Source organism: Trinickia diaoshuihuensis, assembly GCF_003390925.1.
In the GTDB taxonomy this organism is placed as follows: Bacteria; Pseudomonadota; Gammaproteobacteria; order Burkholderiales; family Burkholderiaceae; genus Trinickia; species Trinickia diaoshuihuensis.
The window spans coordinates 20836-43664 of the sequence record NZ_QUBS01000087.1 but is presented as its reverse complement, the minus strand read 5'-3'; the positions used below and the strand labels follow the sequence as shown (position 1 = coordinate 43664).

Annotated in this window: 20 protein-coding genes; 9 read left to right on the top strand and 11 right to left on the bottom strand. The window is 60.4% G+C overall.

The window, feature by feature from the left end; genetic code table 11:
- The first annotated feature begins 7 nt into the window (after positions 1 to 7).
- Positions 8 to 1243 (top strand): sensor histidine kinase, encoded by a 1236-nt coding sequence (locus tag DXT59_RS24770; protein ID WP_116140199.1) that lies wholly within the window; start codon positions 8 to 10, stop codon positions 1241 to 1243.
- Between the two features lie 14 nt (positions 1244 to 1257).
- Here the strand turns inward: DXT59_RS24770 and DXT59_RS24765 are convergent, their stop codons facing one another.
- Complete coding sequence (locus DXT59_RS24765) at positions 1258 to 1896, bottom strand: response regulator transcription factor (RefSeq protein WP_116140197.1); 639 nt, start codon at positions 1894 to 1896, stop codon at positions 1258 to 1260.
- A gap of 265 nt (positions 1897 to 2161) precedes the next feature.
- Positions 2162 to 3121: a GlxA family transcriptional regulator gene (locus DXT59_RS24760; protein ID WP_116140718.1), complete on the bottom strand. Its 960-nt coding sequence runs from the start codon at positions 3119 to 3121 to the stop codon at positions 2162 to 2164.
- Between the two features lie 331 nt (positions 3122 to 3452).
- Between DXT59_RS24760 and DXT59_RS24755 the strand changes: the two genes are divergently transcribed.
- The gene (locus DXT59_RS24755) at positions 3453 to 4343 is read left to right on the top strand and encodes a LysR family transcriptional regulator (protein WP_116140195.1); all 891 of its coding nucleotides are present in this window, start codon (positions 3453 to 3455) and stop codon (positions 4341 to 4343) included.
- A gap of 42 nt (positions 4344 to 4385) precedes the next feature.
- Here the strand turns inward: DXT59_RS24755 and DXT59_RS24750 are convergent, their stop codons facing one another.
- Entirely contained in the window at positions 4386 to 5273 is an 888-nt protein-coding gene (locus DXT59_RS24750; protein WP_116140193.1) for a LysR family transcriptional regulator, read from the bottom strand.
- Positions 5274 to 5443: 170 nt separating this feature from the next.
- On the opposite strand from DXT59_RS24750, the gene DXT59_RS24745 reads away from it, so the two are divergent.
- Positions 5444 to 6298 (top strand): SDR family oxidoreductase, encoded by an 855-nt coding sequence (locus DXT59_RS24745; protein ID WP_116140191.1) that lies wholly within the window; start codon positions 5444 to 5446, stop codon positions 6296 to 6298.
- A gap of 30 nt (positions 6299 to 6328) precedes the next feature.
- On the opposite strand, the gene DXT59_RS24740 is transcribed toward DXT59_RS24745, so the two are convergent.
- The 5 genes from DXT59_RS24740 to DXT59_RS24720 are packed head-to-tail and all read right to left on the bottom strand — an operon-like array spanning position 6329 to position 11629.
- Positions 6329 to 7126: an IclR family transcriptional regulator gene (locus tag DXT59_RS24740; protein WP_116140189.1), complete on the bottom strand. Its 798-nt coding sequence runs from the start codon at positions 7124 to 7126 to the stop codon at positions 6329 to 6331.
- A gap of 34 nt (positions 7127 to 7160) precedes the next feature.
- A complete protein-coding gene (locus tag DXT59_RS24735) occupies positions 7161 to 8063 on the bottom strand; it encodes an SMP-30/gluconolactonase/LRE family protein (protein ID WP_116140187.1) in 903 nt (300 codons plus the stop codon).
- Positions 8060 to 8896 carry a citryl-CoA lyase gene (locus tag DXT59_RS24730; protein ID WP_116140185.1) on the bottom strand — a complete coding sequence of 279 codons (837 nt, stop codon included), beginning with the start codon at positions 8894 to 8896 and terminating at the stop codon, positions 8060 to 8062. The genes DXT59_RS24735 and DXT59_RS24730 overlap by 4 nt, the downstream gene beginning before the upstream one ends.
- Positions 8897 to 8914: 18 nt before the next feature.
- Positions 8915 to 10375 (bottom strand): MFS transporter, encoded by a 1461-nt coding sequence (locus DXT59_RS24725; protein WP_116140183.1) that lies wholly within the window; start codon positions 10373 to 10375, stop codon positions 8915 to 8917.
- A 42-nt stretch (positions 10376 to 10417) separates the two neighbouring features.
- Positions 10418 to 11629 (bottom strand): CaiB/BaiF CoA transferase family protein, encoded by a 1212-nt coding sequence (locus DXT59_RS24720; RefSeq protein ID WP_116140181.1) that lies wholly within the window; start codon positions 11627 to 11629, stop codon positions 10418 to 10420.
- 192 nt (positions 11630 to 11821) lie between these two features.
- Between DXT59_RS24720 and shiA the strand changes: the two genes are divergently transcribed.
- On the top strand, positions 11822 to 13123 hold the full coding sequence (shiA, locus tag DXT59_RS24715) for a shikimate transporter (protein WP_116140179.1): 1302 nt from the start codon (positions 11822 to 11824) through the stop codon (positions 13121 to 13123).
- 22 nt (positions 13124 to 13145) lie between these two features.
- Positions 13146 to 13715, top strand: a complete 570-nt coding sequence (locus DXT59_RS24710; RefSeq protein WP_116140177.1) for a YdeI/OmpD-associated family protein — start codon at positions 13146 to 13148, stop codon at positions 13713 to 13715.
- A 6-nt stretch (positions 13716 to 13721) separates the two neighbouring features.
- Here the strand turns inward: DXT59_RS24710 and DXT59_RS24705 are convergent, their stop codons facing one another.
- The 3 genes from DXT59_RS24705 to DXT59_RS24695 form a co-directional block, all read right to left on the bottom strand.
- Positions 13722 to 14108 (bottom strand): ester cyclase, encoded by a 387-nt coding sequence (locus DXT59_RS24705; protein ID WP_116140174.1) that lies wholly within the window; start codon positions 14106 to 14108, stop codon positions 13722 to 13724.
- A gap of 66 nt (positions 14109 to 14174) precedes the next feature.
- Positions 14175 to 14558: an ATP-dependent protease gene (locus DXT59_RS24700; RefSeq protein ID WP_116140716.1), complete on the bottom strand. Its 384-nt coding sequence runs from the start codon at positions 14556 to 14558 to the stop codon at positions 14175 to 14177.
- Between the two features lie 122 nt (positions 14559 to 14680).
- Positions 14681 to 15493 (bottom strand): MetQ/NlpA family ABC transporter substrate-binding protein, encoded by an 813-nt coding sequence (locus tag DXT59_RS24695; protein WP_116140172.1) that lies wholly within the window; start codon positions 15491 to 15493, stop codon positions 14681 to 14683.
- Positions 15494 to 15756: 263 nt separating this feature from the next.
- Here DXT59_RS24695 and DXT59_RS24690 point away from each other — a divergent pair, with 263 nt between their 5' ends.
- The 4 genes from DXT59_RS24690 to DXT59_RS24675 are packed head-to-tail and all read left to right on the top strand — an operon-like array spanning position 15757 to position 22439.
- Positions 15757 to 17223 carry a DUF3375 domain-containing protein gene (locus tag DXT59_RS24690; protein WP_116140170.1) on the top strand — a complete coding sequence of 489 codons (1467 nt, stop codon included), beginning with the start codon at positions 15757 to 15759 and terminating at the stop codon, positions 17221 to 17223.
- Entirely contained in the window at positions 17220 to 17873 is a 654-nt protein-coding gene (locus tag DXT59_RS24685) for a DUF4194 domain-containing protein (protein ID WP_116140168.1), read from the top strand. The genes DXT59_RS24690 and DXT59_RS24685 overlap by 4 nt, the downstream gene beginning before the upstream one ends.
- On the top strand, positions 17866 to 21237 hold the full coding sequence (locus DXT59_RS24680; RefSeq protein ID WP_116140166.1) for an ATP-binding protein: 3372 nt from the start codon (positions 17866 to 17868) through the stop codon (positions 21235 to 21237). The genes DXT59_RS24685 and DXT59_RS24680 overlap by 8 nt, the downstream gene beginning before the upstream one ends.
- On the top strand, positions 21234 to 22439 hold the full coding sequence (locus tag DXT59_RS24675; protein WP_116140164.1) for a DUF3322 domain-containing protein: 1206 nt from the start codon (positions 21234 to 21236) through the stop codon (positions 22437 to 22439). The genes DXT59_RS24680 and DXT59_RS24675 overlap by 4 nt, the downstream gene beginning before the upstream one ends.
- Positions 22440 to 22829: the final 390 nt, after the last annotated feature.

Here is a 22829-nt window from a genome sequence, read left to right as displayed (position 1 = left end):
TCCTTCAATGTCGACATCCATGGATCCCGTTCCCGACCGTCTCGCGTATGTCGATCTGAGCGAGAGCGAGTTTTTTCTCTCGGCGCCAATTCCGATCCTGATCGAAGACTGGTCGCGCGTATATGAGGCCGTCAAACAGTTGCAGGCCGCGGGGATTACCGATATCGACCGCTATTTCGACGAGCACCCCGAAGCGGTCGAAGCGCTGCGCTCGCTGCATGCCTTCGTGGCCGCCAACGACGCGGTGCTCAGCCTGTTCGAAGCGCAATCGAGGGAGCAGTTTCTCGCCCACGCAAAGGATCTGCTGCCGGCCAATCGCACGAGCAACAGCGCCGTGCTGCGCGCGATATTCGAAAACAAGCCGGCTTGTCAGGGCGAGCGCACGTTGCGCACATTCACAGGGAAAACAGTGCCGATCGTGTGGCGCTGCTCGTTGCCGAAAAGCGAGGAAGGCTATCGGCGCCTGCATTTCTACGCGTTCGACGTGACGCAGCAGAAGGAAAGCAACGATAGGCTGCAAGCGTTGCGTGCCGAAATGGCGCGTGCCTCGCGCGTTTCGCTATTTGGTGAAGTGTCCGCGTCGATCTTGCATGAAATCAGCCAGCCGCTCTCCGCTGCGCGCGCATCCGCCGATGCCTCATTGCGCTGGCTCGGTCGCGATCGCCCCGAAATCGAGGAGGCGATGAGCGCGATTCGCGATGCCGCACGCTGGGCGCGCGATGCGACTGAGATCTGTCGAAAAATCCGCAGTTTCGTCGGAAAGACGCCCGTCCAATCGATACGCTTTCCCGCGATCGAATCGGTGAACTCGGCGCTGTTTCTGATATCCCCCGAGGCCAACGCGAAAGAGATCCGAGTCGAGAGCCTCGTCGATCCGACGATCGACGTGCTGGCGGACCCCGTTCAAATTCAACAAGTGCTTGCTAACCTGCTGTTGAACGGGATCCAAGCGATCGATTCAGGCCCCGCACGCGAACGGAGGCTGACGGTCACGGTCCGGCGCGATGGCGCCGAGGCCGTCTTCGAAGTGCGCGACACGGGGCCCGGCATCGAGGCAGACGAGATCGAGTTGCTGTTTCAGCCTTTTTATACGAGCAAGGCCGATGGTATGGGCATGGGTCTGCCGGTGGCGCGCTCCATCGTCGAGGCGCACCACGGAAGGATTTGGGCGCAGAGCGAACCCGGCGCGGGTACCTGCTTCGGCTTCACGCTGCCTGTGGGCGCCGAGAGCTTGCCGGCGTAAGCGAATGAGACAGCTCAAGCCGCCGGTAGTTGCACGCCGATCGCTTCGGCCTTGCGTACCAAATCGGCTAGCGACGACGCGTTCATTTTGCGCATGACCGATGCGCGGTGCAATTTCACCGTAATGACGCTGAGCCCCAAGTAGGATGCGATCTGCTTGTTCAATGCCCCGCTGATCACATAGGCCAATACCTCGCGCTCGCGTCGCGTCAGAAGCTCGAACGACTGCTGAAGCCTATCGCGCGTATCGTTCTCGGCGCGGCGCTTTGCGTCGAAAGCAAGAGCGGAATTCACCGCGTCGATCAGTTCTTGATCGGCGAAGGGTTTGACGAGGAAATCCACGGCACCTCCCTTCAACGCCTTGCGGCACACCTCGACGTTGGCGAATCCGGTGATAAAAACGATCGGAATTCGAGGACGATCTTCGGTCTGTTGAAACACCAGCCCGCTCTCGCCTCGCAGACGGACATCGAGCAGCAAACAGCTCACGACGTCTTCCGATTGCGCGGCTCGAAACTCGGCAATACTGCCAAAGCAAATCACGCGCAGTCCCACCGATCGCAGCAGCGTATCGAGCGATGCTCGTATTGCCGCGTCGTCGTCGATCACATAGACGACGGGGCCCACATCGGCATCATTGGCTGCGTTCGACATCTCTCCTGCTCCACAATCGTTTTCTGCCGCCCGTGTCAAAACATAGGCAACTCGCTCAATAGAACGATCGGAACAGATCGATGGCCATTCTTATTCCTGGCCTGCCACGCCAATGAGGCCGGGAAACGTAGTGAGGTATTGTTCCCGATCGATACCTGCCCGATCACGGGAAACATTCTATTGGCCGGGAAAACACTGAGACGGACGCAGTTCCCTCGTTTCGCGCCATCTTGGCGCGAGGCCCCGAAGCGGCGGCTGACGCGCGCTACTCGTCGCTCGCGCCGGCGCGCTGCGCTTTCCCCTGCCGCCGCAATGCCTGCGGCGGCTCACCGAATGCGCGAATAAACGATCGCCGCATTCTTTCGGGATCGGCGAAACCAGTCTCTCGCGCAATCGTGTCGATGGTCCAGGACGAACTCGTCAGCAAATCCTTCGCGGCCTCCAATCGCATACGCTCGACCGCTTTCGCGGGCGGCAGTCCCGTTTCGTCCTTGAAGCGCCGAGTGAATTGGCGATTGCTCATTCTTGCGACATCGGCCAGTTTTTCGACGGTCAAGTCCGTGGCGAGATTCATCCGTATATAGGTAATGACGTCGTGTATCCGATTGGTGCGCGCGGGATGCTCGATCAACACGGATGCCTGCGGTTGCGCGCCCGAGCGCCTCCAGCGCTCCATGACGAGGTCTTTCGCCACTTGCACGGCGACGTCGGCGCCCAAATCGTCTTCGAGCATGCCGAGCGCCATATCGACGGCCGTCGTCATCCCGGCCGAACTCCAGACGGTGCCGTCGCGCACGAAGATCGCATCTTTCACGACCGACACGTCCGGGTAACGCTCGCGGAACCGTTCGAGAAACGCCCAGTGCGTCGTCGCGCGGCGGCCGTCGAGCAGGCCCACTTCCGCCAAGAAGAAAGCGCCGAGGCAAATGGAAGCCATCCGCTCGGAATTCTCGGCAAGGTGCAGCAACAGTTCGCGCATGCGCTCGGTGAGCGGCGGAGTGGCGAGCGATGCGCCCACGAAGACGGTGTGGAAATCCAGCGCGCGGGCGGGCGTCGTGGAGGCGCGCATGCCGAACGACGCTTCGACGGGCTCACCGTCCTCCGAAATGACGTTCACTTCGTAGAGGGGCCGGCCTGCCCGGAGGTTGGCAAACTCGAAGACCGACAAAACGAGCAGGCTGACCACTTGGAACTGTGGGACGACGACGAGTCCGATGCGACGCATATTACCCTCACAAATCAGCATCGCTCCGCGCACTAGCAATGCCGCCTTCAACGAGCACACGGGGCACGACGGCGGACCCGCCCCTTGCCTTTTCGATGCTACATCAACGTTGCCGCCATCCCATGTTGTTTCAAAATGAAACCACATGGGATGCTAAAACATTCAGTGCTATATCGCAACCACTTATTGAGCTTGATTTCCATCCGGAATACTCCTACTCCCAAACTCGGCGCTCACCTTGCGACTCGCCCCCCTTGCTGCGATGGCGCTCTCGCGACAAACTACCTCCGAGCCATACACTCTCTCGCATCCTGCCCACCGTAGCGAATAAATGGATTTACTCGAAGACCTCCGGGCACTCGTTCTGGTCGCGGAGCACAAGAGCTTTTCGCTTGCGGCGAGACGCATCGGCACGTCGCCCTCCGTCATGATCAAGCGCGCTAACGCCGCGGAATGGCGGCTCAAGGTTCAGGTATTGAAGCGCACGACGCGTCGCGTGACGCTGACAGACGCCGGGCAACAAGTCATGCCGCGCCTTCAGACGCTCGTCCAAGATTTCGACGCCCTGCTTGCGTCTCTCGGCCAAGAAAACCTCGAGGCGACCGGTTTCATTCGAGTGAAGGTACCGTCCGAGCTTTCCGCTCCCTTCGGCTCGATGCTCAGCCGGTTTCTGCGGAAGCATCGCGGCGTGCGGATGGAAGTAGCCCGCCTGAACCGCGCCGTGAATCCGGAAGCGGAAGGCTTCGACCTCGCGATCGATATCCAGTCGCTTACGTTTCCGAACGTCACCGAGATCCCGCTGTTCAACCTTGAACTCGTGCTGTGCGCGGCACCGTCGTATCTGTCGTCGCACGAACCGCTCACTCATCCGCGCGAGCTGCAAAAGCACCGAACGCTCGCACTAGAGGTGCTGGGAAAGAAATGGAGTTTTCGCGGGAGGGACCGGAACCTCACAGTCGACGTTTCTCCCCGGCTCCTTTCCGCGGACGCCGATGGCATGCTCGACGCCGCGATCAACGGCGCGGGCATTGCACTACTGCCTGCCTACCTTATCGAAGAGGCGTTGAGAGCGAATCGGTTGTTGCCGGTCATGAACGAATACGCACCGGTCGAGGCTTGGGCGACAGCCCTCGTGCCCGATTCGAAACTCAACGTACCCCGCGTCCGGAGCCTGATCGACTGGTTGCGGGAGCGCCAGACGCTACATGGCGCTGATGCGTGACCGTGCATTCCAGCCGCTACGCGTTGAGCGCTGGCCCGACGCTCATCGACCGATGTCGGACAGTTCCTCCTTCAATATATCGAGCAGCGATCTCAAGGCCATATCGGAAGCCCGGTGCACGGGGATAACAGCTCGAATTTCACTCGGCGGGACTTTCCAGTCCGGCAGGACATGCACGAGTTTGCCTTCCTGCAATGCGCGACCGGCCACATAGTCCGGCAGCAAGCTCAACCCATTGCCCTCCAGCGCGGCGGTCAACAGGAGCAGCAGATCGTTCGACGAAAACTTTGGACGAAGCATCATCCGGATCGAGGCGCCCTTCTTTTCAAACCGCCATTCGGGCTGCGTGGAGGAGAACGTCATGCAGTCGTGCTCCGGCAACTCGCGCGGATGGAGCGGCATACCCTTGCGCGCGACATAGTCGGGCGATGCGCACGTCACGAGGCGAAGTGGGCATAGCACTTCTTCGATGACACCGCCCGGGTGCAGTTGAACGACGCCGATCGCGAGATCGTAGCCGTCCTCGACCGGATCGATCTGCCGGTCGAGCAACGCGATCTCGAGGTCGACCTTCGGGAACATCCTTTGGAATCGCGCAAACGCGGGCCGAAGCCGCGTGGCCGCAAGAGCTGTCGGCGCCTTCACCTTCAAACGGCCCACGATATCTTCCGAGCGTGCCGAAGGACCGCCGATCAATTCGTCGAGCTGGCAAAGCAACTCAGCGGCCCGGGACGCGTGAGCCGAGCCTAGCGATGTCGGCGTAACCGATCTCGTCGTGCGCTCGAACAACGGCGCACCGATGCTTGCCTCGAGTTCGTTGATCCGTTTCGTCACCACCGACGGAACCACGTTGAGCTCGCGTGCTGCGGCCGAAAACGAACCATGCCGCGCCGTCGCGACATACGCCCTCAAGCTGAGAATCTTGTCCACAATTATTCTCTTTTATTCATAAGTGATCGCTCGGTTTGCTAGATTCTCGCCGATTCATGACGGAATTACCATGCTCGTCAAGACATCTCGGCCTCTGCGGGTCAACTGCGAGGCGCGGGATTCCCCAACCCATTCGATCGCAGCCCGCTTAGGGGCTCAAAGGATAAAAAATGATTGCCGTGACCGGTGCCAATGGACACCTCGGCCGCCTTTCGATCAAGGCACTTCTAGAGGTCGTTCCGCCCGCCCAAATCGTTGCGGGAATTCGAAACCCGGACAAAAGCGCCGACCTGCGCGACTTGGGGGTGCAGGTGCGGACGATGGATTACGATCGTCCGGATACGCTCCTCGAAGCGCTCGAGGGCGTGGACAAGCTGCTGCTGATCTCGGCGGTCGTGCCGGGGGAACGCCTCAGGCAACATAAGGCCGTGATCGATGCGGCCAAGAAGGCCGGCGTGAAGTCTGTTGCCTACACGAGTATGCTGCGTGCCGGCACGTCCACCCTGATGCTCGCGGGCGAACACAAAGCGACCGAGGAATATTTGAAGGCCTCGGGACTCGAATACACACTATTGCGCAACGGCTGGTATCTTGAGAACACGACCGCGGCGCTCGCTCAAGCGCTCGAACGAGGCGTCATCGCCGGCAGCGCCGGACAAGGGCGATTTGCGTCCGCCACACGCGCCGATTTCGCCGCCGCCGCTGCCGCCGTGCTTACGCAGCCCGGTCATGCAAACAAGACCTATGAGCTTGCGGGCGACCATTCGATCTCGATGACCGAATTCGCGGCGGAGGTCTCCAAGCAGGTTGGCCGGCCGATCGTCTACCAAGATCTGCCGCCGGCGCAATACGAGGCCGCGCTGCTCGACGCAGGGCTACCGAGGATGATCGTCGACGTGATCATCGACGCGGACGTGAAGGCTGCTTCGGGCGAACTCGATAGCGCCTCGAAGGACTTGTCGCGGCTGATCGGCAGGAGCACGACGTCGGTCTCGGAAGCCATCAAGGCAGCACTGCCGGCCTGATTGCCGGAGCGAACGGCAAGCGTTCCATCTTCAGCGAGGCCGCTTGCGTGCCGCCTCGTCATCGAGCAGAGCGAGGGCCGCGCGCAACGAGGCGGTATCCGCGCCGAGCAGTTCGCTCGCTCGAATCGATGCTTCCACCATCGGCCTTCGCATCTTGCGCAACAAGATCTCGTCGACGCGCGAGCGCGGCCCCGCGAGGGTCAACGCGCCGGCAAGCGGCTGCCCGGCGGACAAAACCGGCGTGGAAATGCCGGCTGTTTCCGCATCGCGCTCTCCAATCGAGATGTAGTAGCCCTCCCGCCGGATCGCTTCATACACACTGCCCCGTGCGCCGCTGAACGCCATGAGCACACGTCCGCCCGATCCCTTGTCCATCGGCAGCACGTCGCCCTCGCGGACGTGATCGCGGATCGTATGCGTCGACTCCACCCGGTGCAGACAGACGCGCAAGTGCTGCTGCCTCACGTAGAACGAAACGCTTTCGCCGCATTCGTCGCGTAACGCGCGCATCAACGGCAGAACGACGTCGCCGAGCCGCAGGCCGCGTTGATAGAGGGCGCCGAGCTGCAATGCGCCGGGGCCCACGAAGTAACGGCCGTCGTCGGAGCGCAGCAGCATGCCGTGATGGATCAGCGAAGCGATCAACCGCAAGATCGTGCTTTTATAGAGACCGGTGCGCGCGGCAAGCTCGGCAAGCGAGAGGCCTTTATCGTCAGGACGAAACGCAAACAGGATCGCGAACGCGCGATCGAGCGCGGCCACGCCATCGGGCGACGGCAACGGCGCGGCGACAGCGTCGGTGGATCGACGGTTGGAAGAAGCAGCCATGGATAGCGAAGAAAGTAGCGGCGCCATTTTACCGCTAAGCCCCCCGCTCGCTCCAATCGGCGCGCAACACCGATCCGCTGCTCGAATCCGTGATGAAAAGCGTTTGCCCCCCCGGCCCACCGAACGCGACGTTGGTAATCGTGCGGCCCGCGCACGATTCGATCTTCGCGATGCCTTCCCCATGCGGGTTGAGAACGAAAACCGCGCCAAGCGACGCATGCGCGACAAACAGATTGCCCTGAGCATCCAGCGTCAAGCCATCCGGGCCGCTGATGCCGTAGAACTGCGCGAACCGCCCGACCTTACTCGTGGTGCCGTCGCCAAGCAACGGCAAGCGCCATATCGCGTTGTCGCGCGTCATTGCCACGAATAGCACCTTCTCGTTCGCATCGAGCACGAGACCATTGGGGCTCGGGCCGTTGTCGATGAGGCAATCGAGCCGGCCGCTAGCGGTTAAGCGAAATACACGCCCGGTCGGGTCATGCAGCCCCGTCTGCCCTTGATCGGTGAAATAGATGTCGCCGTTGCGCGCCACGATGAGATCGTTGACGCCTTTGAAACGTTCGCTGTTACGCCGCGTGAGCAGCGGCTGCACGTCCCCTCGTTCCGGATCGAGCTTCATCACGCCGTTCTTATAGTCCGCGATGATGAGCCGATGCTCGGGGTGCCACGCGAGCCCGTTCGGCTCGCCGTCGTAATCCGCGATCACGCGCCATTCGAGGTCGGGGGAAATCCGCAAGATGCGCCCATGCGGGATATCCACGACATACAGATTGCCGCGGGAATCGAAACAGGGCCCTTCGATGAAGCAGTCGATTGCCGCGCCGCCCTTGTTGGCGCGCGACCACTCCGTCACGACGCCATGCTTGCGCAATGCGTCCGGCATCGCCGTATGAATGCTCGTTTCGACCAGCCGAGGTGCGGGATACCAGCTCATTGATCGTCTCCCGGGTAATGACGCTCGGGCTTGCCGGTATATCGATACGGCATCTGACGAGGCATCGGGCCTTTGTTGCGTTCGGCACGTCCGCGTTGTTCCCATGCGTGCGACAAAATGCCTACCGCTCGCGAAAGGCAGAAAACACCGCGGGCCAGCTCGGGCTCAAAGCCTAGCTCGGCATAGATGACCGCCGTCGCCCCGTCGATGTTCATTGGGATCGTCCGCCCCTTGCGCGCTTTCAAGTACGCCTCGATACCGCATGCTATCGCGGCGTACCGTCCCGTCACGACACCGGCCGCCGCCGCTTCATCGACCATCGCCAACAGCCGACCGGCACGCGGATCGACGGGATGGAATCGATGCCCGAAGCCCGGCAGATACTTGCCATGAACGGCGACGAACGCATCGACCGACCGCGCGACGGCTTCCTCGAGCGTCGCACCTTGCGTTTGTTCGCGATCGATCGCGTGAAAAAGTTCGACGGCTTGCTGCCCGGCGCCGCCATGCACGTCATCGAGCGTATTGAGTGCCGAAGCCATCGCTCCATTCAACGGCAAGCCGCAACTGACGGCCATCCGCGAAATAGCGATCGACGGCGCATGAGGACCATGATCGACGGACGCCACCAGCGCGGCCTCCAATAATCGCGCCTGGCCCGGCGAGGGCAATTCCCCACGCAGCATCAGCCAGATCATTTGCGCAAAGCCGATTGTGCCGATCAACTCCTGAATCGGGTAGCCGCGCACACGGATCGAGCCCGGATGAATGTCGACGATCGACGTGCTCCAATAGTCGGCGGCGAGCGACTCGAGGTCGCGGGTATCTGTCATTTCGGGTTCCAAATCAAATCAGCGATTGATGTCTTCGAGCGCGAGGCCCTTCGTCGACGGTCCCATGGCCCCGATCAGCAGCATGACGGAAACCATGCAGCCGGTAATCAGGTAGAAGACACCCGTCGCGCCGAAATCGCGCAAAAAGAATGCGACGACAAACCCTGAGAAAATCGCGCTTAGCCGGCTCCATGAATAGACGAAGCCGATCGCGCGTGCGCGGATTTCAGTCGGATAGAGTTCCGATTGATAGGTTTGGAACGAGTAGCTCATGATCGTGAGCGCAAGATTCATGCAGAGCCCGAAGGCGATCAGACCCGAAGGGCTCGTTTGATTCGCGAACAACAGACCAAACGCTGCAACCGCCCCGGAGGCTCCGACCAGGCTCCATTTGCGTTCGACCTTGTCGGCAAAATAGAAGAACAATGCCGGTCCCAGCGGCAGCGCAAGCGACATCATGAAGGAATATTGCAGGCTGTGAACCAGGCCGAAGCCCTTATTCGCCAGCAGCGACGGAATCCAATTGCTGAATCCATAAAAACCGATGACCTGGACGGCGTTGAACAACGACAACATGACCGTGCGTTTCAGATACGGCGCCTTCAGTACGTCGCGAAACCTTCGCTCGATCATCGGCACCTCGTATTCTTGAGGCGCAGGCTCGGGCAATGCCCGGCCATACTGCCGTTCGACGATCCGCTCGATGTGTGCCGTCACACGCCCGGCATCATCTAGACGGCCTTGAGCGACCAGCCAGCGCGGGCTTTCCGGGATACCGAGGCGAATCAGCCAGACCACCGCCGCGCCGAGCGCACTCGCAAGCACGACCCAGCGCCAACCGTCCATGCCCAGAGGGTGCATCGGCACGAGCCACCAAGACATCAGCGCGACAGCGGGTACCGCGCAGTACGGCACGATTTGAGTGATCGCGAACGCGCGGCCTCTCAGATTTTTCGGTATCAGTTCGGCGACATAGGTATTGATCGTCACCATTTCGACACCCAAGCCGATGCCCGCCAGCAGGCGGCACACATTTACGCCGAGTGCGCTGTGCTGCAACGCCATCAGCACACTGGCCGCGGTATAGGCGAGCAATGCCACGACGAAGATGCGGCGCCGCCCGAACCGATCGGCTAAAAAGCCAAGCCCCAACGTGCCGATAAACAGCCCCGTGAAGGTTGCCGCGACGAATGCGGCGATGCCGTTCATCGCGAAGATCGATGTCGATGTCTTGACGAACAATCCGCTCGCCGTGAGACCCGGCGCGATGTACCCCGTCATGAACAAGTCGTAAAACTCAAAGCAGCCGCCCAGCGATAGTAAGAATACGATGCTCCAGATATGGCGCGTGGCGGGCAGTCGATCCAGGCGGGCGACGATCGCGCGCGCCTGCGGATGGTGATCGACGGTCAACGGCGTTTCGTGCGTCGATTCACTGGATACAGGCGGAATCGCTCCCGCAACAAGTGTCGTTTTCATGTCTTCCTCCAATCAGGTGTCTAGACGCACCGTGTCAAATCGTCAGATTGCGCCTTCGTCCCTGAGCCGCGCGATTGCGCTTGCATCGAACGCGAGCCGCTCTAGACGCGCGTGCGTGTGCTCGGATAAATGGGGTGCGCGCTTGACGGGTCCGCCGGAGATCGGTTCGCCCTCGGCATCGAGCAAGCGAAAACCCGCTCGGGTGACGCGCTGCACGGTCGTACCGTCGTTGAATTCGTGAATGAATTGGCGCCCAGCGATTTGCGGTTGGGAAATCGCATCGGGTACGCTCAAAACCAGTCCCGCCGGCACGCCGGCGGCGATGAGGCGCGCTTCCCAGTTCCTCGCGCTATCGACACGCAGTGCGTCCTCGATTTCGTGCTTGAGCGCGGCACGGTGCCGCTTGCGCGCGTCGCGTTCGCTAAATCGCGCGTCTCGCGCAAGTTCGGGACGGCCGATGACCTCGCACAGCGCCGTAAATTGTTTGGTTTCGTTTGCGGCAATATTCAAGGTGCCTTCCCCGCAAGCAAAGCTGCCCGACGGTGCCGCGGTGAAATTCTCGTTGCCCATGGGTACGGGTTCGACACCCGCGTTAAGGTAATTGGAGACGACCCAGCCCATGGTCGAGATGGTCGCCTCGAGCATCGACACGTCGATGATGGTTCCTTCGCCGGTGCGTTGCGAAGCGAGCACCGCCGCGCAGATAGCGAGTGCCGCGCTCATGCCACCGACGGTATCCGCGACCGGATAACCCACGCGCAACGGTGCAGTCTGGGCATCGCCGGTGACGCTCATCGCACCCGACATGCCCTGAATGATCTGATCGTATGCCGGCCGATGCGCGAGCGGCCCATCAGTGCCGAACCCGGAGATCGCGCAGTAGACCAGGCGCGGATTGAGCGCGAGCAACGATTGCGCGCTCAACCCTAGGCGCTCCATCACGCCCGGGCGGAAGTTTTCGACCAATACTTCTGCCTCGGTCACGAGCCTACGCAGGATCTCCTTGCCGGCCTCGTGCTTCAGATTGAGCGTCATCGACTCCTTGCCCGCGTTCACCGCGACGAACGATGCGCCCATATTGCGCGCCGACGCCGTGGGATCGGCCCCTAAGCGGCGAGCGAGATCGCCGCCATCGGGATTTTCGATCTTGAGGACGTCGGCACCGAGTAGTGCGAGCTGGTAGGTGCAAAACGGCCCCGAGAGGACATTGGACAAATCCAGGACACGAATGCCGGAAAGCGGTAGTGAACCCATAAGCGTCTCATTGCGATTCGTTCTACTGTACAGAACGACGTTCTATAAAAATCACAACGAGATGCTAGGGCGTGTCACGACCCGAGAGGTATCGGGGATTACCCGCGCGTGTAATACGATATGGGGATGGATGAGTGACGCCGCCGTGCCGCGCGCAACGTACACTTTTGGAAACACAGCAGGAGACAACGGATGACCCCGAACCTCGACGCCGTAAATGCCGCGTCGCATGACAAACCCGCGGCCCAGGCTCAACGAGCGGCGATCGGTAGCTTCGTCGGCGCCGTCGTCGACTGGTACGACTTCCTGCTCTACGGCATCGTTGCGGCGCTCGTCTTCAACGCCGCATTCTTTCCGAAAGTCAGTCCGACCATGGGGACGCTCGCGGCCTTCGCAACGTTCGGCGTAGGTTTCCTCTTTCGTCCGTTGGGCGGCATCGTATTCGGTCACTATGGCGACCGGCTCGGGCGCAAGCGGATGCTCGTGCTGACCGTCATGATGATGGGCTTGTCCACTGTCGCGATCGGGCTTTTGCCGACGTTTTCGACGATCGGGTGGTGGGCACCCGTCCTGCTCGTGACACTACGAGCGGTCCAAGGCTTTACCGTGGGCGGCGAATGGGGGGGCGCCGCACTAATGGCGGTCGAGAGCGCGCCGCGCGGCAACAAAGCGTTCTACAGCAGCGGCGTGCAGGTGGGCTACGGCGTAGGCCTCGTGCTTGCCACCGGCTTCGTCTCGTTGCTGAGCCACTGGCTCGGCGACTCGGCGTTTCGCTCGTGGGGGTGGCGCCTGCCCTTCGTCTTCAGCATCGTCTTGGTCGGGATCGGGCTATGGGTACGCGCGAGCACGGACGAGTCGGCGGAATTCGTCGAAACAGTGGAGCATCAGCATCGCAAGTTGAAACTGCCTGTCATCGAAGCGCTGACGCGCCATCCGAAGGCATTCGCTTACATCGTCGCGATGCGGCTGGCGGAATTGTTCTCGATGTATATCGTCACGACGTTCGCGTTAAGCTACTCAACGACGCGCCTCGGCATGTCTCGCGATTTGTTTCTGAATATCGGGTTGCTCGTCGGTGCAATCAGTTGCGTGACGATCCCCTGTTTCGCTTGGCTCGCCGATCGGCATGGACTCAAGCGAATCTATTTGATCGGAGCCGCGATCGGCTTGATAGGCGCTGTTCCGTTCTTCGCGGCATTGGAGGCGCGCGCAACGATTTGGATCGTGATCTTCTCAGTGTTGCTTGCCAACATCGGGCACGACATGGTGGTGAGCGTGCAGCAGCCGCTCTTCACCGAATTGTTCGGCGCGCAATACCGCTACAGCGGGGCCGGCGTCGGATACCAATTCGCGAGCGTGGTCGGCGGCGGCTTCACCCCCTTCATCGCGGTGGCGCTCACGAGCCTCGCGGGCGGTTCGTGGCATCTGGTCGCCGGCTATCTAGCGATAGGCTGCCTGCTTTCGCTGATCGCCGGCGCACGAATCAGGTCTTAGTAGAGAACCATGCGGATTTAATATGACCGAGCCTCGGCTGACATTTCTTGACCAGAACGAATGGGAAAACTGGTTGAGGTTAAACGGCGGCGCCTCTGCCGCGATATGGTTGCGCTTCGCCAAAAAAGGCGCCGGGCAAAAAACCTTGACTTATGAACAAGCGCTGGAAAGCGCCCTTTGCCATGGCTGGATCGACGGTCAAAAGCAAACTGAAAACGAAGCGTACTGGTTGCAGCGTTTCACTCGACGTTCCGCTAAAAGCAGCTGGTCTAGACTGAACAGAGATCGAGCCGAAGCGCTGATCCGCGCAGGCAGAATGCTTGACTCGGGCATGCGAGAAATCGAGAAAGCCAAAGCGGACGGCCGCTGGGAGGCGGCCTATACCTCACCCAGCAACTCGGTCGTACCGGAGGACCTGCAGGCCGCGCTCGACGCCAATCCCACGGCGAGTGCCTTCTTTGCGACGCTGAGCGGCCGAAACCGCTACGCGATCCTGTTTCGGTTACAGAACGTCAAAAGGCCTGAAACGCGCGCCCGCAAGATCGAAGAGTTCATCGGCATGCTCGATCGCGGCGAAACCATTCATGCCTAGCCTGGATCATAGTTGCGCTTCGATTGCGCTTTTGTCGATCACGGACCACACCTGTACGATCTTTCCGCCGCGAAACGCGTAGAACACATTCTCCGCGAAGGAGATTCGCTTACCGCCGACGTGCAATCCGAGGAACATATGCTTGGGGCTGCAATCGAACCGAAGACGGCTTGCAACGAAAGGAGGCTCGGTCACAAGCAGTTCGATATCGAAGCGCAAGTCGGGTATATCGTCGACGTCTCGTTCGAGCATGTTGCGATAGCCCGATAAACCAATCGCCCGACCGTTGTGGCTGACATCGTCGTCGACGAAACGGCCGAGCGAGGCCCATTCCCGGTTGTTCAGGCAATCCAGATAGCTTCGATAAATGGCGGCTAGGTCGCCATCGGGCATCAGAACCTCCTATTTCCGTCGACAGTCCATCCGTCCGGCACGCCTGCGTCCCGTGAAAGGCACCGATCACAGATCGCCGCGCACTTCCCCGGTCCCCAGTGCGGTCCGCCGCCGATTGACTTCGGCCCAAAGCTCATCGCTGTCGTCGTGGCGAAGCACAATCACGCAGTCGAGTTGATCGTCGGTCACGCCGAAGTAGTCGAGGAGTTCCCTACGAACGGTGTCCATGAACTGCGCGAATTCGGGCGTGGTTTTCGCCTCGGCATGCAACGCATCGTATTGCGCGTCGTCCGCGCCGCCGCCGTTCTCCTCGATGTAGCTCGAGATCCACTGGTCTCGTTCACGATCGTAGTCGGCCTCGGCGCGCAGCGCCTGCATGGCCGTATCGAAATCCAGTTCGGCAAATGCGGCAATCGCCGCCGTCGTTTCCTCGTCGAAAGTAGTCGTCATCGTATCGCTCATGTGTCCATCGCATATCATCGAACTGCTCGACAATATAGTCGATGATCCAAGCGGCGCCGTCAAACGACCGGCCGGCCGATACCTCGGGCGGTATCGGCCGGTCATCGATTTCACGGCTTCAAGAAGCCCGTAAAACGTTCGTCGATGACACGATTGAACTCCGCCGATCTGTACGCATTCGCGATGTCCTTCACGTAGGGCTTGTTCAGATCGGCCGTGCGCACCGCGACGAGGTTCAGATAGTACGGTGGGATTTTTTCGAGCAACAGCGCATCCTTGAGTTTCAGGCCCGAGGCTAGCGCGAAGTTGCCGTTGACGAAGGCGTAGTCGACGTCGTCCAGCGAACGCGGCAACTGTGCGGCTTCGAGCGGCAGCAATTTGAGCTTGTGGGGATTGGCATCGATATCGCGTTCCGATGATTTCACCGGATTGATGCCGGCCTTGAGCGTCACCCAGCCAAGTTGCTGCAGCAAGATGATCGCGCGCGCCTGATTGGTGACGTCGTTCGGCAGGGAGACGCTGGCGCCGTCCTTCAGTTCGTCGAGACGCTTGTGCTTGTGACTATAAAGCCCGATGGGTGCCGTGGGCACCTTCAAAACCTCCGACAACGCGAGCTTGTGATCCGCCGAGAACCTCTTTAGGTAGATCTCGTTCTGAAAGGCATTGGCGTCGAGCGCACCATCGGCCAGCGCGAGATTCGGCTGAACGTAATCGCTGAACTCGACGATCGTCACCTTGTAGCCCTCCTTCTCCAACTGAGGCTTGATGCCGTAGCGGATCTGATCGGCGTACGGTCCGGCCGTTGCGCCGAAACGGATTTCTTTCTTGTCGGGATCGGCGGCATGGGCGGTCAAACTCAATGCGACCAATGCGCCAAGAGCAACGGCGGCCAAACGCGACCACGCGTGGTAAAAAACTTTCATGAGGTTCTCCCCTGCGCCGTTACGCCTGTAATCGGCTCCGGCGACGGTTTATCGGTTGTCGGCATGCGAGCTTACAAAAATGTCAACGCTTGCCAAACCAACAAATCAATCTTTGTTTCTTCCGGGAGCGAATACGGGTGGCCAACCATTCAAGCGACAGGGCTTTGCCTTCGACAATGAGATCGTTCGTCGAGGTAAGATAATTGATTTTTATGCCATAGTCGGCGACCTCGTTCTGAGCGAATCCCCGCCATCTCACATCGATGCCCCTCGACTACCCTACCCTCGATGCGCTGCGCACGCGCCATCCCGCCTGGCGCCTATTGCGCTCAGACCACGCGCCGCTCGCTGTGAGCTTTCTTCATCGCGTATTCGTGGCGCCGAACGTACGCGTGCTGGCCGCGCCGGTTCTCGCTGAAGCGCTCGAGGACGAGCTTTACGCATTGCGAGAACAACTAGGCGACGGCGCGTTCCCGAAGCGCGGGCTCGAGTACTTGAACGACTGGGCCAGCGCCGAAAAGGGATGGCTGCGCAAGTTCTATCTTCAAGGCTCCGATGAACCGCAGTTCGATCTGACTCCCGCCGCCGAGAAAGCAATCGCATGGCTCGCCACCCTCACGGAACGCAGCTTCGTCGGCACGGAATCGCGGCTCCTGACGCTTTTCGAGCTGCTTCGGCAGATGGGCGAAGGTAGCGAAACAGACCCCAACAAACGTTTGGCTGAACTCCATGCACGGCGCAGCCAGATCGACGAAGAAATTGCTCGCGTAGAGGGAGGTGACGTTCGGTTGCTCGATGATGCCGGACTCAAGGACCGCTTCCAGCAATTCGTGCAGATGGCACGCGATCTCCTGACGGATTTCCGTGAGGTCGAGCAAAACTTTCGGCTGCTTGACCTTCACGTACGCGAGCGGATCGCGCTGTGGGACGGATCGAAGGGTGAGCTCATCGAGGAAATCATGGGCGAGCGCGACGCAATCACCGACTCGGACCAGGGCAGCAGCTTCCGCGCGTTTTGGGATTTCTTGATGTCGAGCCGCCGTCAAGAGGAACTCTCGGAACGGCTCGACCGCGTGCTTACGCTGCCAGCCATCGTGGAAATGAGACCCGACGCGCGCACGCGACGCATCCACTATGACTGGCTGCAGGCCGGCGAGCATACGCAACGCACGGTCGCGCAGCTCTCGCAACAGCTCCGCCGCTTTCTCGACGATCAAGCTTGGCTGGAAAACCGCCGCATCATGGACATCCTGCGCGGCGTCGAAACGAAAGCGCTCTCACTACGGGACGCGCCACCGCCAGGCGCCGTCATGGAGATCGACACTGCATCGGCCGATATCGAGCTGCCGATGGAACGCCCGCTCTATCAGCCGGCGCTGCGCCCGATCATCGCCAACGTCGCGATTGAAACCGGCGAGGCGGACCTCGATGATTCTGCGCTCTATACACAGATCGTCGTCGATCGTGCGCGCCTCGCAAGCCACATCCGCCGGTGTCTCCAAGATCGGAAGCAAGTGACGCTTGCAGAACTGACTGTTTCGCAGCCAATCACACATGGGCTGGCAGAGCTCGTTGCCTACCTGGAGCTGAGCGCCGAAACCGGATCATTTCGCGCCGCGGTCGATGAAACCCTCGCTGATACGATCGAGTGGCAAGCAATCGACGCTAACGGAACAACAATCGCCAAGCGCGCAACGATGCCACGCGTGATTTTCACAAGGTTGAAATGACGGAAGAACAGCAAACCTCGCCACCGGCCCCGGCGGACTTATCGACGGTCGCCATCGCGCTGCTCAAAGGCGTAATCTATCGTGACGGAAACGAGCGCCTCTGGGCTGCATTGGTCGAATTGCAGGCGCATGCACGCGACTATATCGCCGTGCTCGGTCTCGAACTCGTCATGGATGAAGCGGAAGGCTACGCTTTCGCAAAAAGCCGCTCAGAAGAGGACGCTGAAATCGACGAGGACCAACCCAAGACACCCCGGCTCATTGCCAGACGCCCGCTCTCGTTCCCTGTGAGTCTGCTGCTTGCTTTACTGCGAAAGAAACTGGCGGAATGGGATGCCGGCGGCGGGGATACGCGGCTCGTTCTGACTCGCGACGAAATCGTCGAGATAGTACGGGTGTTTCTACCTGCGAGTACCAACGAGGCACGCCTGGTCGATCAGATCGATACGCACGTCAACAAGATCGTGGAACTTGGTTTCCTACGCAGAATGAAGAATACAAGCGGACCACCCGCGTTCGAGGTGCGGCGTATTCTCAAGGCATTTGTCGACGCACAATGGCTGCTCGATTTCGACGCGCGCCTCGCAAGCTATCAGGCGCATCTTCGAGATTCGGCAGCGTCGGGCCCACAGGAGAGTCGAGATGAATGAGCCTCGCACACTCGGCCTCGATTTCGCGGCTGACGACACTCTGACCGGTTTCCGCCTCGAACGTCTGGAGGTTTTCAACTGGGGAACGTTCGACGAACGCGTCTGGGTGCTGCGCGTCGACGGCCGAAACGGCTTGCTGACAGGAGATATCGGTTCGGGCAAGTCCACGCTCGTCGACGCCATCACCACCCTACTCGTACCGGCACAGCGCATCGCCTACAACAGAGCGGCAGGTGCGGACAGCAAGGAACGTACGCTGCGCTCATACGTCCTCGGCCACTACAAGTCCGAGCGCAACGAGGTCACGGGAGCCGCCAAGCCTGTGAGCTTGCGCGACCAAAACAGCTACTCCGTGATTTTGGGCGTGTTTCGTAACGCCGGATACGATGTCGTTGTCACACTCGCACAGGTGTTTTGGATGAAGGACGGGCAGGCTCAACCCGCGCGATTCTTCGTCTGTGCCGAACGCGACCTGTCTATCGCAGCCGACTTTTCGCGCTTCGGTACAGATATCGCACAGTTGCGCAAGAAGCTGCGTGGGCTGGGCGCCGAGATCGAGGATACGTTTCCTAAATACAGTGCGTGGTTCCGACGACGCTTCGGAATCGAAACCGAACAAGCGCTCGAGCTCTTTCATCAAACGGTATCAATGAAATCGGTGGGCAATCTCACCGATTTCGTACGCAGCCACATGCTCGAGCCGTTCGACGTCCCACCGCGCGTCGACGCCCTGATCTCTCACTTCGACGACCTGAATCGCGCGCACGAGGCGGTACTGAAAGCCAAACGCCAGGTGGAACTGCTGACCCCGCTCGTCGAGGACTGCGACAGCCACGGTAAGCAAGGGCATCAGCTCGAAGCACTCCGGGCGTGTCGAGAAGCACTGAAACCCTACTTCGCCGGTCTCAAGCTCGGTCTTATCGAGCGCCGCCTGCAATTGCTCGACGAGGATCATGCGCGGGCGATCTCGCGAAGAGCTAAGCACGAAGAGGCGCGCGATCACTCGCGCGGGCGCGTGGATGATTTGCGTCGCGCCGTGGCTGACAGAGGCGGCGACCGTATTGCGCAGCTCGAGGCCGACATCCGCGAGCATGAGCGGGAAAGCGTGCGTCGTCGCGATCGCGCGCAACGCTATGGCGCCATCGTTACGTTGCTGGGCGAAGCCGAGGCCACGGATGAAGCCGCATTCGTCTCCCAGCGACAACGTCTCGCCGAGCGGCGCAGCTCGCTTGTCGACGATGAAGCGCAAAAGCAAAATTCGATCACCGAATGGAGCGTCGCCCTCCGCGAAGGGAAAGCGCGGCACGATTTGCTGGCGGACGAAATCGCGAGCCTGAGAGCTCGGCGTAATAACATCCCGAAAGAGCAAGTCGCGATGCGCGCGAGCCTGTGCTCGGCACTCGGCCTAGAGGAGGACGACCTGCCGTTCGCGGGCGAACTTATTCAGGTACGTGAGGATGCAAGAGATTGGGAGGGAGCGGTCGAGCGTGTTTTACGTAACTTCGGCCTGTCGCTGCTCGTACCCGACACGCATTATGCGAGCGTCGCGGCGTGGGTCGATCGCACCCATCTCCGAGGGCGGCTCGTCTATTTTCGCGTGCGCTCGGGCCGCCCTACGCGTGCCGAGCAGACCATCGAGCTCCACCGTGACTCGCTCGCGCATAGGCTCGCGATCAAACCGGATTCGCCATTCTATGGCTGGCTCGAAAACGAAGTCGAGCGTCGTTTCGACTATGCGTGCTGCGATACACAAGAGCAGTTCCGGCGCGAAACACGTGCTATCACGCGAGCCGGTCAAACGAAAGCGCCTGGCGAGCGCCACGAGAAAGACGATCGGCACGCGCTTGACGACCGGAGCCGCTACGTACTCGGTTGGAGCAACACAGCCAAGATCGCCGCCCTCGATGCGCAACTGCGAGCGCTAGAAGCCCGCCTCGGCGAGATCGGGCAAAGACTCGGGGAGGCCCAAAGCGAGCACGCCAAGGTGCGTGAGCAGCTGGAAGCGCTTGCGCGGGCGGGCGAGTTCGTCGACTTTCGAGAAATCGATTGGTCCAGCTGCGCCATCGCCATCGCGCGGCTTGCCGACGAAAAAGCGCGACTCGAATCGGCAAGCGACGCCCTCGCGGAACTGACAGCTCAATTGGAGTCGGCGCAAGCAGCTTTGAAAGCGAGCGAAACGGCAATTTCGGAAGCCGACACGGAACTAGGAGGCGTCCGCGCCAAGCGCGAGGCAGCGCAAGCGTTGCGCGAGGAGACGCTTGCATTCGCTGCGCAAGTGGATGAAGAACTAGCCGCAAGAATAGCGGCGTTGCGCGCGGAAATCCTGGGCGAACACCAGCTTTCCGTCGAATCGTGCGACAACCGGGAGCGGGACGTACGAGAAGCATTGACGACCCGCATCGACAACGAAACGAAGTCGCTCGGCCGCCTTGCCGAAAGAATCGTGAGAGCTATGGCGGCCTTCAAGGACACCTACAAGCTTGAAACCGCCGACTTTGATGCCAGCCTCGACGCAAGTTCAGAGTATCGCGCCATGCTCGGACGGCTACAAGCGGACGATTTACCGCGTTTCGAAGCACGTTTCAAAGAATTGCTCAACGTCAACACGATCAATGAGATCGCCAACTTTCATGCGCAGCTCGCACGCGAACGGGAAACGATCAGGGAACGCATCGAACGCATCAACGAATCGTTGCGGCAGATCGACTACAACGCAGGCCGATACATCGTGCTTGAGAGCCAACCATGCCTCGATACGGAGATCCGCGAGTTCCAGGCCGACCTGCGAGCTTGCACAGAGGGCGAACTGACGGGCTCGGACGATAACCAATATTCGGAGGTCAAGTTCCTGCAAGTCAAACGGATTATCGACCGCTTCCGTGGGCGTGAAGGATTGACCGAGCAGGACCGGCGCTGGCGCGCCAAGGTGACCGACGTGCGCAACTGGTTCCTCTTCGCTGCCAGCGAGCGTTGGCGCGAGGATGATTCCGAATACGAGCATTACTCGGACTCCGGCGGCAAATCAGGTGGCCAAAAGGAAAAACTCGCCTATACGATCCTTGCGGCGAGTCTCGCGTATCAGTTCGGCCTCGAGTGGGGCACTGTGCGATCTCGTTCGTTCCGCTTCGTCGTCATCGACGAGGCCTTTGGCCGAGGCTCCGACGAGTCGGCGCAGTACGGTCTCACGTTGTTTCGAAAACTGAATCTGCAACTGCTGATCGTCACGCCGCTGCAAAAGATTCACATCATCGAGCCATTCGTTTCGAGCGTCGGCTTTGTTCAGAACGATGGCGGACGCGCCTCGAAGCTACGCAACTTATCGATTGCGGAGTACCGGGCGCACAAGGCGGAATTCGGCCAATGAGTTGGACGACGACCGCCGATCTGCGAGCCCGCCTCCAGCGTTTATGGGAGCGCGGCGAGTGGCTGCGAACCCTCACGGACGCCAACGCGGAATTACTCCCGCTACGTCTGCCGATAAAAGGCCCCGGTTCGGCTGAGTTGGCCGAACGTTTCGATGCGGTACGCGCGTGGATCGCTGACATTGCCGCGACATCACACGTCCGCATCGAATGGCGCGAATTCAATCATCGAATTCTCGGCCAGCAGCGTTTACCGCAAGCAGTTTGGATCGACAGCTTGGACGATGCGCTCGCTCTCATGGGCAAGCGCCGCGATGCAGCGCAGTTCCAGCGGCTGCTCGACATTACACGCTCCCGTCAGCCGAAGCTTATCCCATGGCTTGCGCAACAACCGCTGCAGGCGCTTGAATTCGTTGAAGATTGGGAACGACTACTGGCAGTAGTCGAATGGCTGCAAGCACATCCGCGGCCAGGCGTATATCTTCGGCAAGCGGAAATCGCCGAAGTCGACACCAAATTTATTGAAAGGCGGCGCGGTGTCCTGTCCCAATGGCTTGATCTCCTACTGCCGCCCGAGGCGATCGATAACAGCCGGACAGGCGCGACCCAATTCGCCGCTCGCTATGGCTTCCGAGAGAAGCCGTCTCGAATTCGTTTTCGCGTGCTCGATGAAGCGCTCGTGACTGTGCCGGGCGTGGAACGGCCCGACATTGCACTAGACACCTACAGCTTCGCACGCCTCGCCCTCCCGTGTCGCCACGTGTTTATCACCGAAAACGAAACGAATTTTTTGGCGCTCCCCGATGCTCCGCTGTCGATCGTACTCTTCGGGGCAGGCTACGGGTGGGAGCTTCTAGAATCGGCACGATGGCTCACGGACTGTGCGATCCACTACTGGGGCGATATAGACACGCACGGTTTCGCCATCCTGGACCAATTGCGGTGCCGATTCCCGCACGTCAGGTCCTTTTTGATGGACCGCGCAACGCTGATAGCGCATGAAACCTTCTGGGGAAGCGAAGCCGATCAGGTTGTACGCGATCTGCCGCGCCTCACGACGCAAGAGCGCGCACTATTCGACGATTTGCGTGATAACCGGATTCGGCAAGGGTTGCGGCTCGAACAGGAGCGCATCGGGTTTGGATGGGTCAGAGCCGCGCTACAAGAGCGAGTTCGCGTTTCGCCAGGCGGCTCGTCCCATTAAGGGACATGCGGTGCTACCACCTTCATCCAAGTGGTGATTTCAATCGGCCGATCGTCGGCAATCCGAATGTCGTAGAGCACATCTTTGCCCGCACTCACGTAGCAAGGCGTGAACGCTCGACGTGGATCACGACTGTTGTCCATCAGGCCGACTGCATCCGCCACCGGCAACGCGTGCCGAATCGCCTGTTGAGTGCGAGGAAACCGCTCTTGGAGCTTCCGATAGGCGACGTCGTGGCCGCCTTGCGCCTTACGTGTGAGCACTCTCCCAACAGACAGAGCTGAATTCGTCAGCCCTACGACTTTCCTGAGCCATTGTGCCCCGCAAGTATAATTGCGAGCGGCTTTCCCGAATTTCGTGCGCGAGCGGCGATATCAGCGACGGACTGAT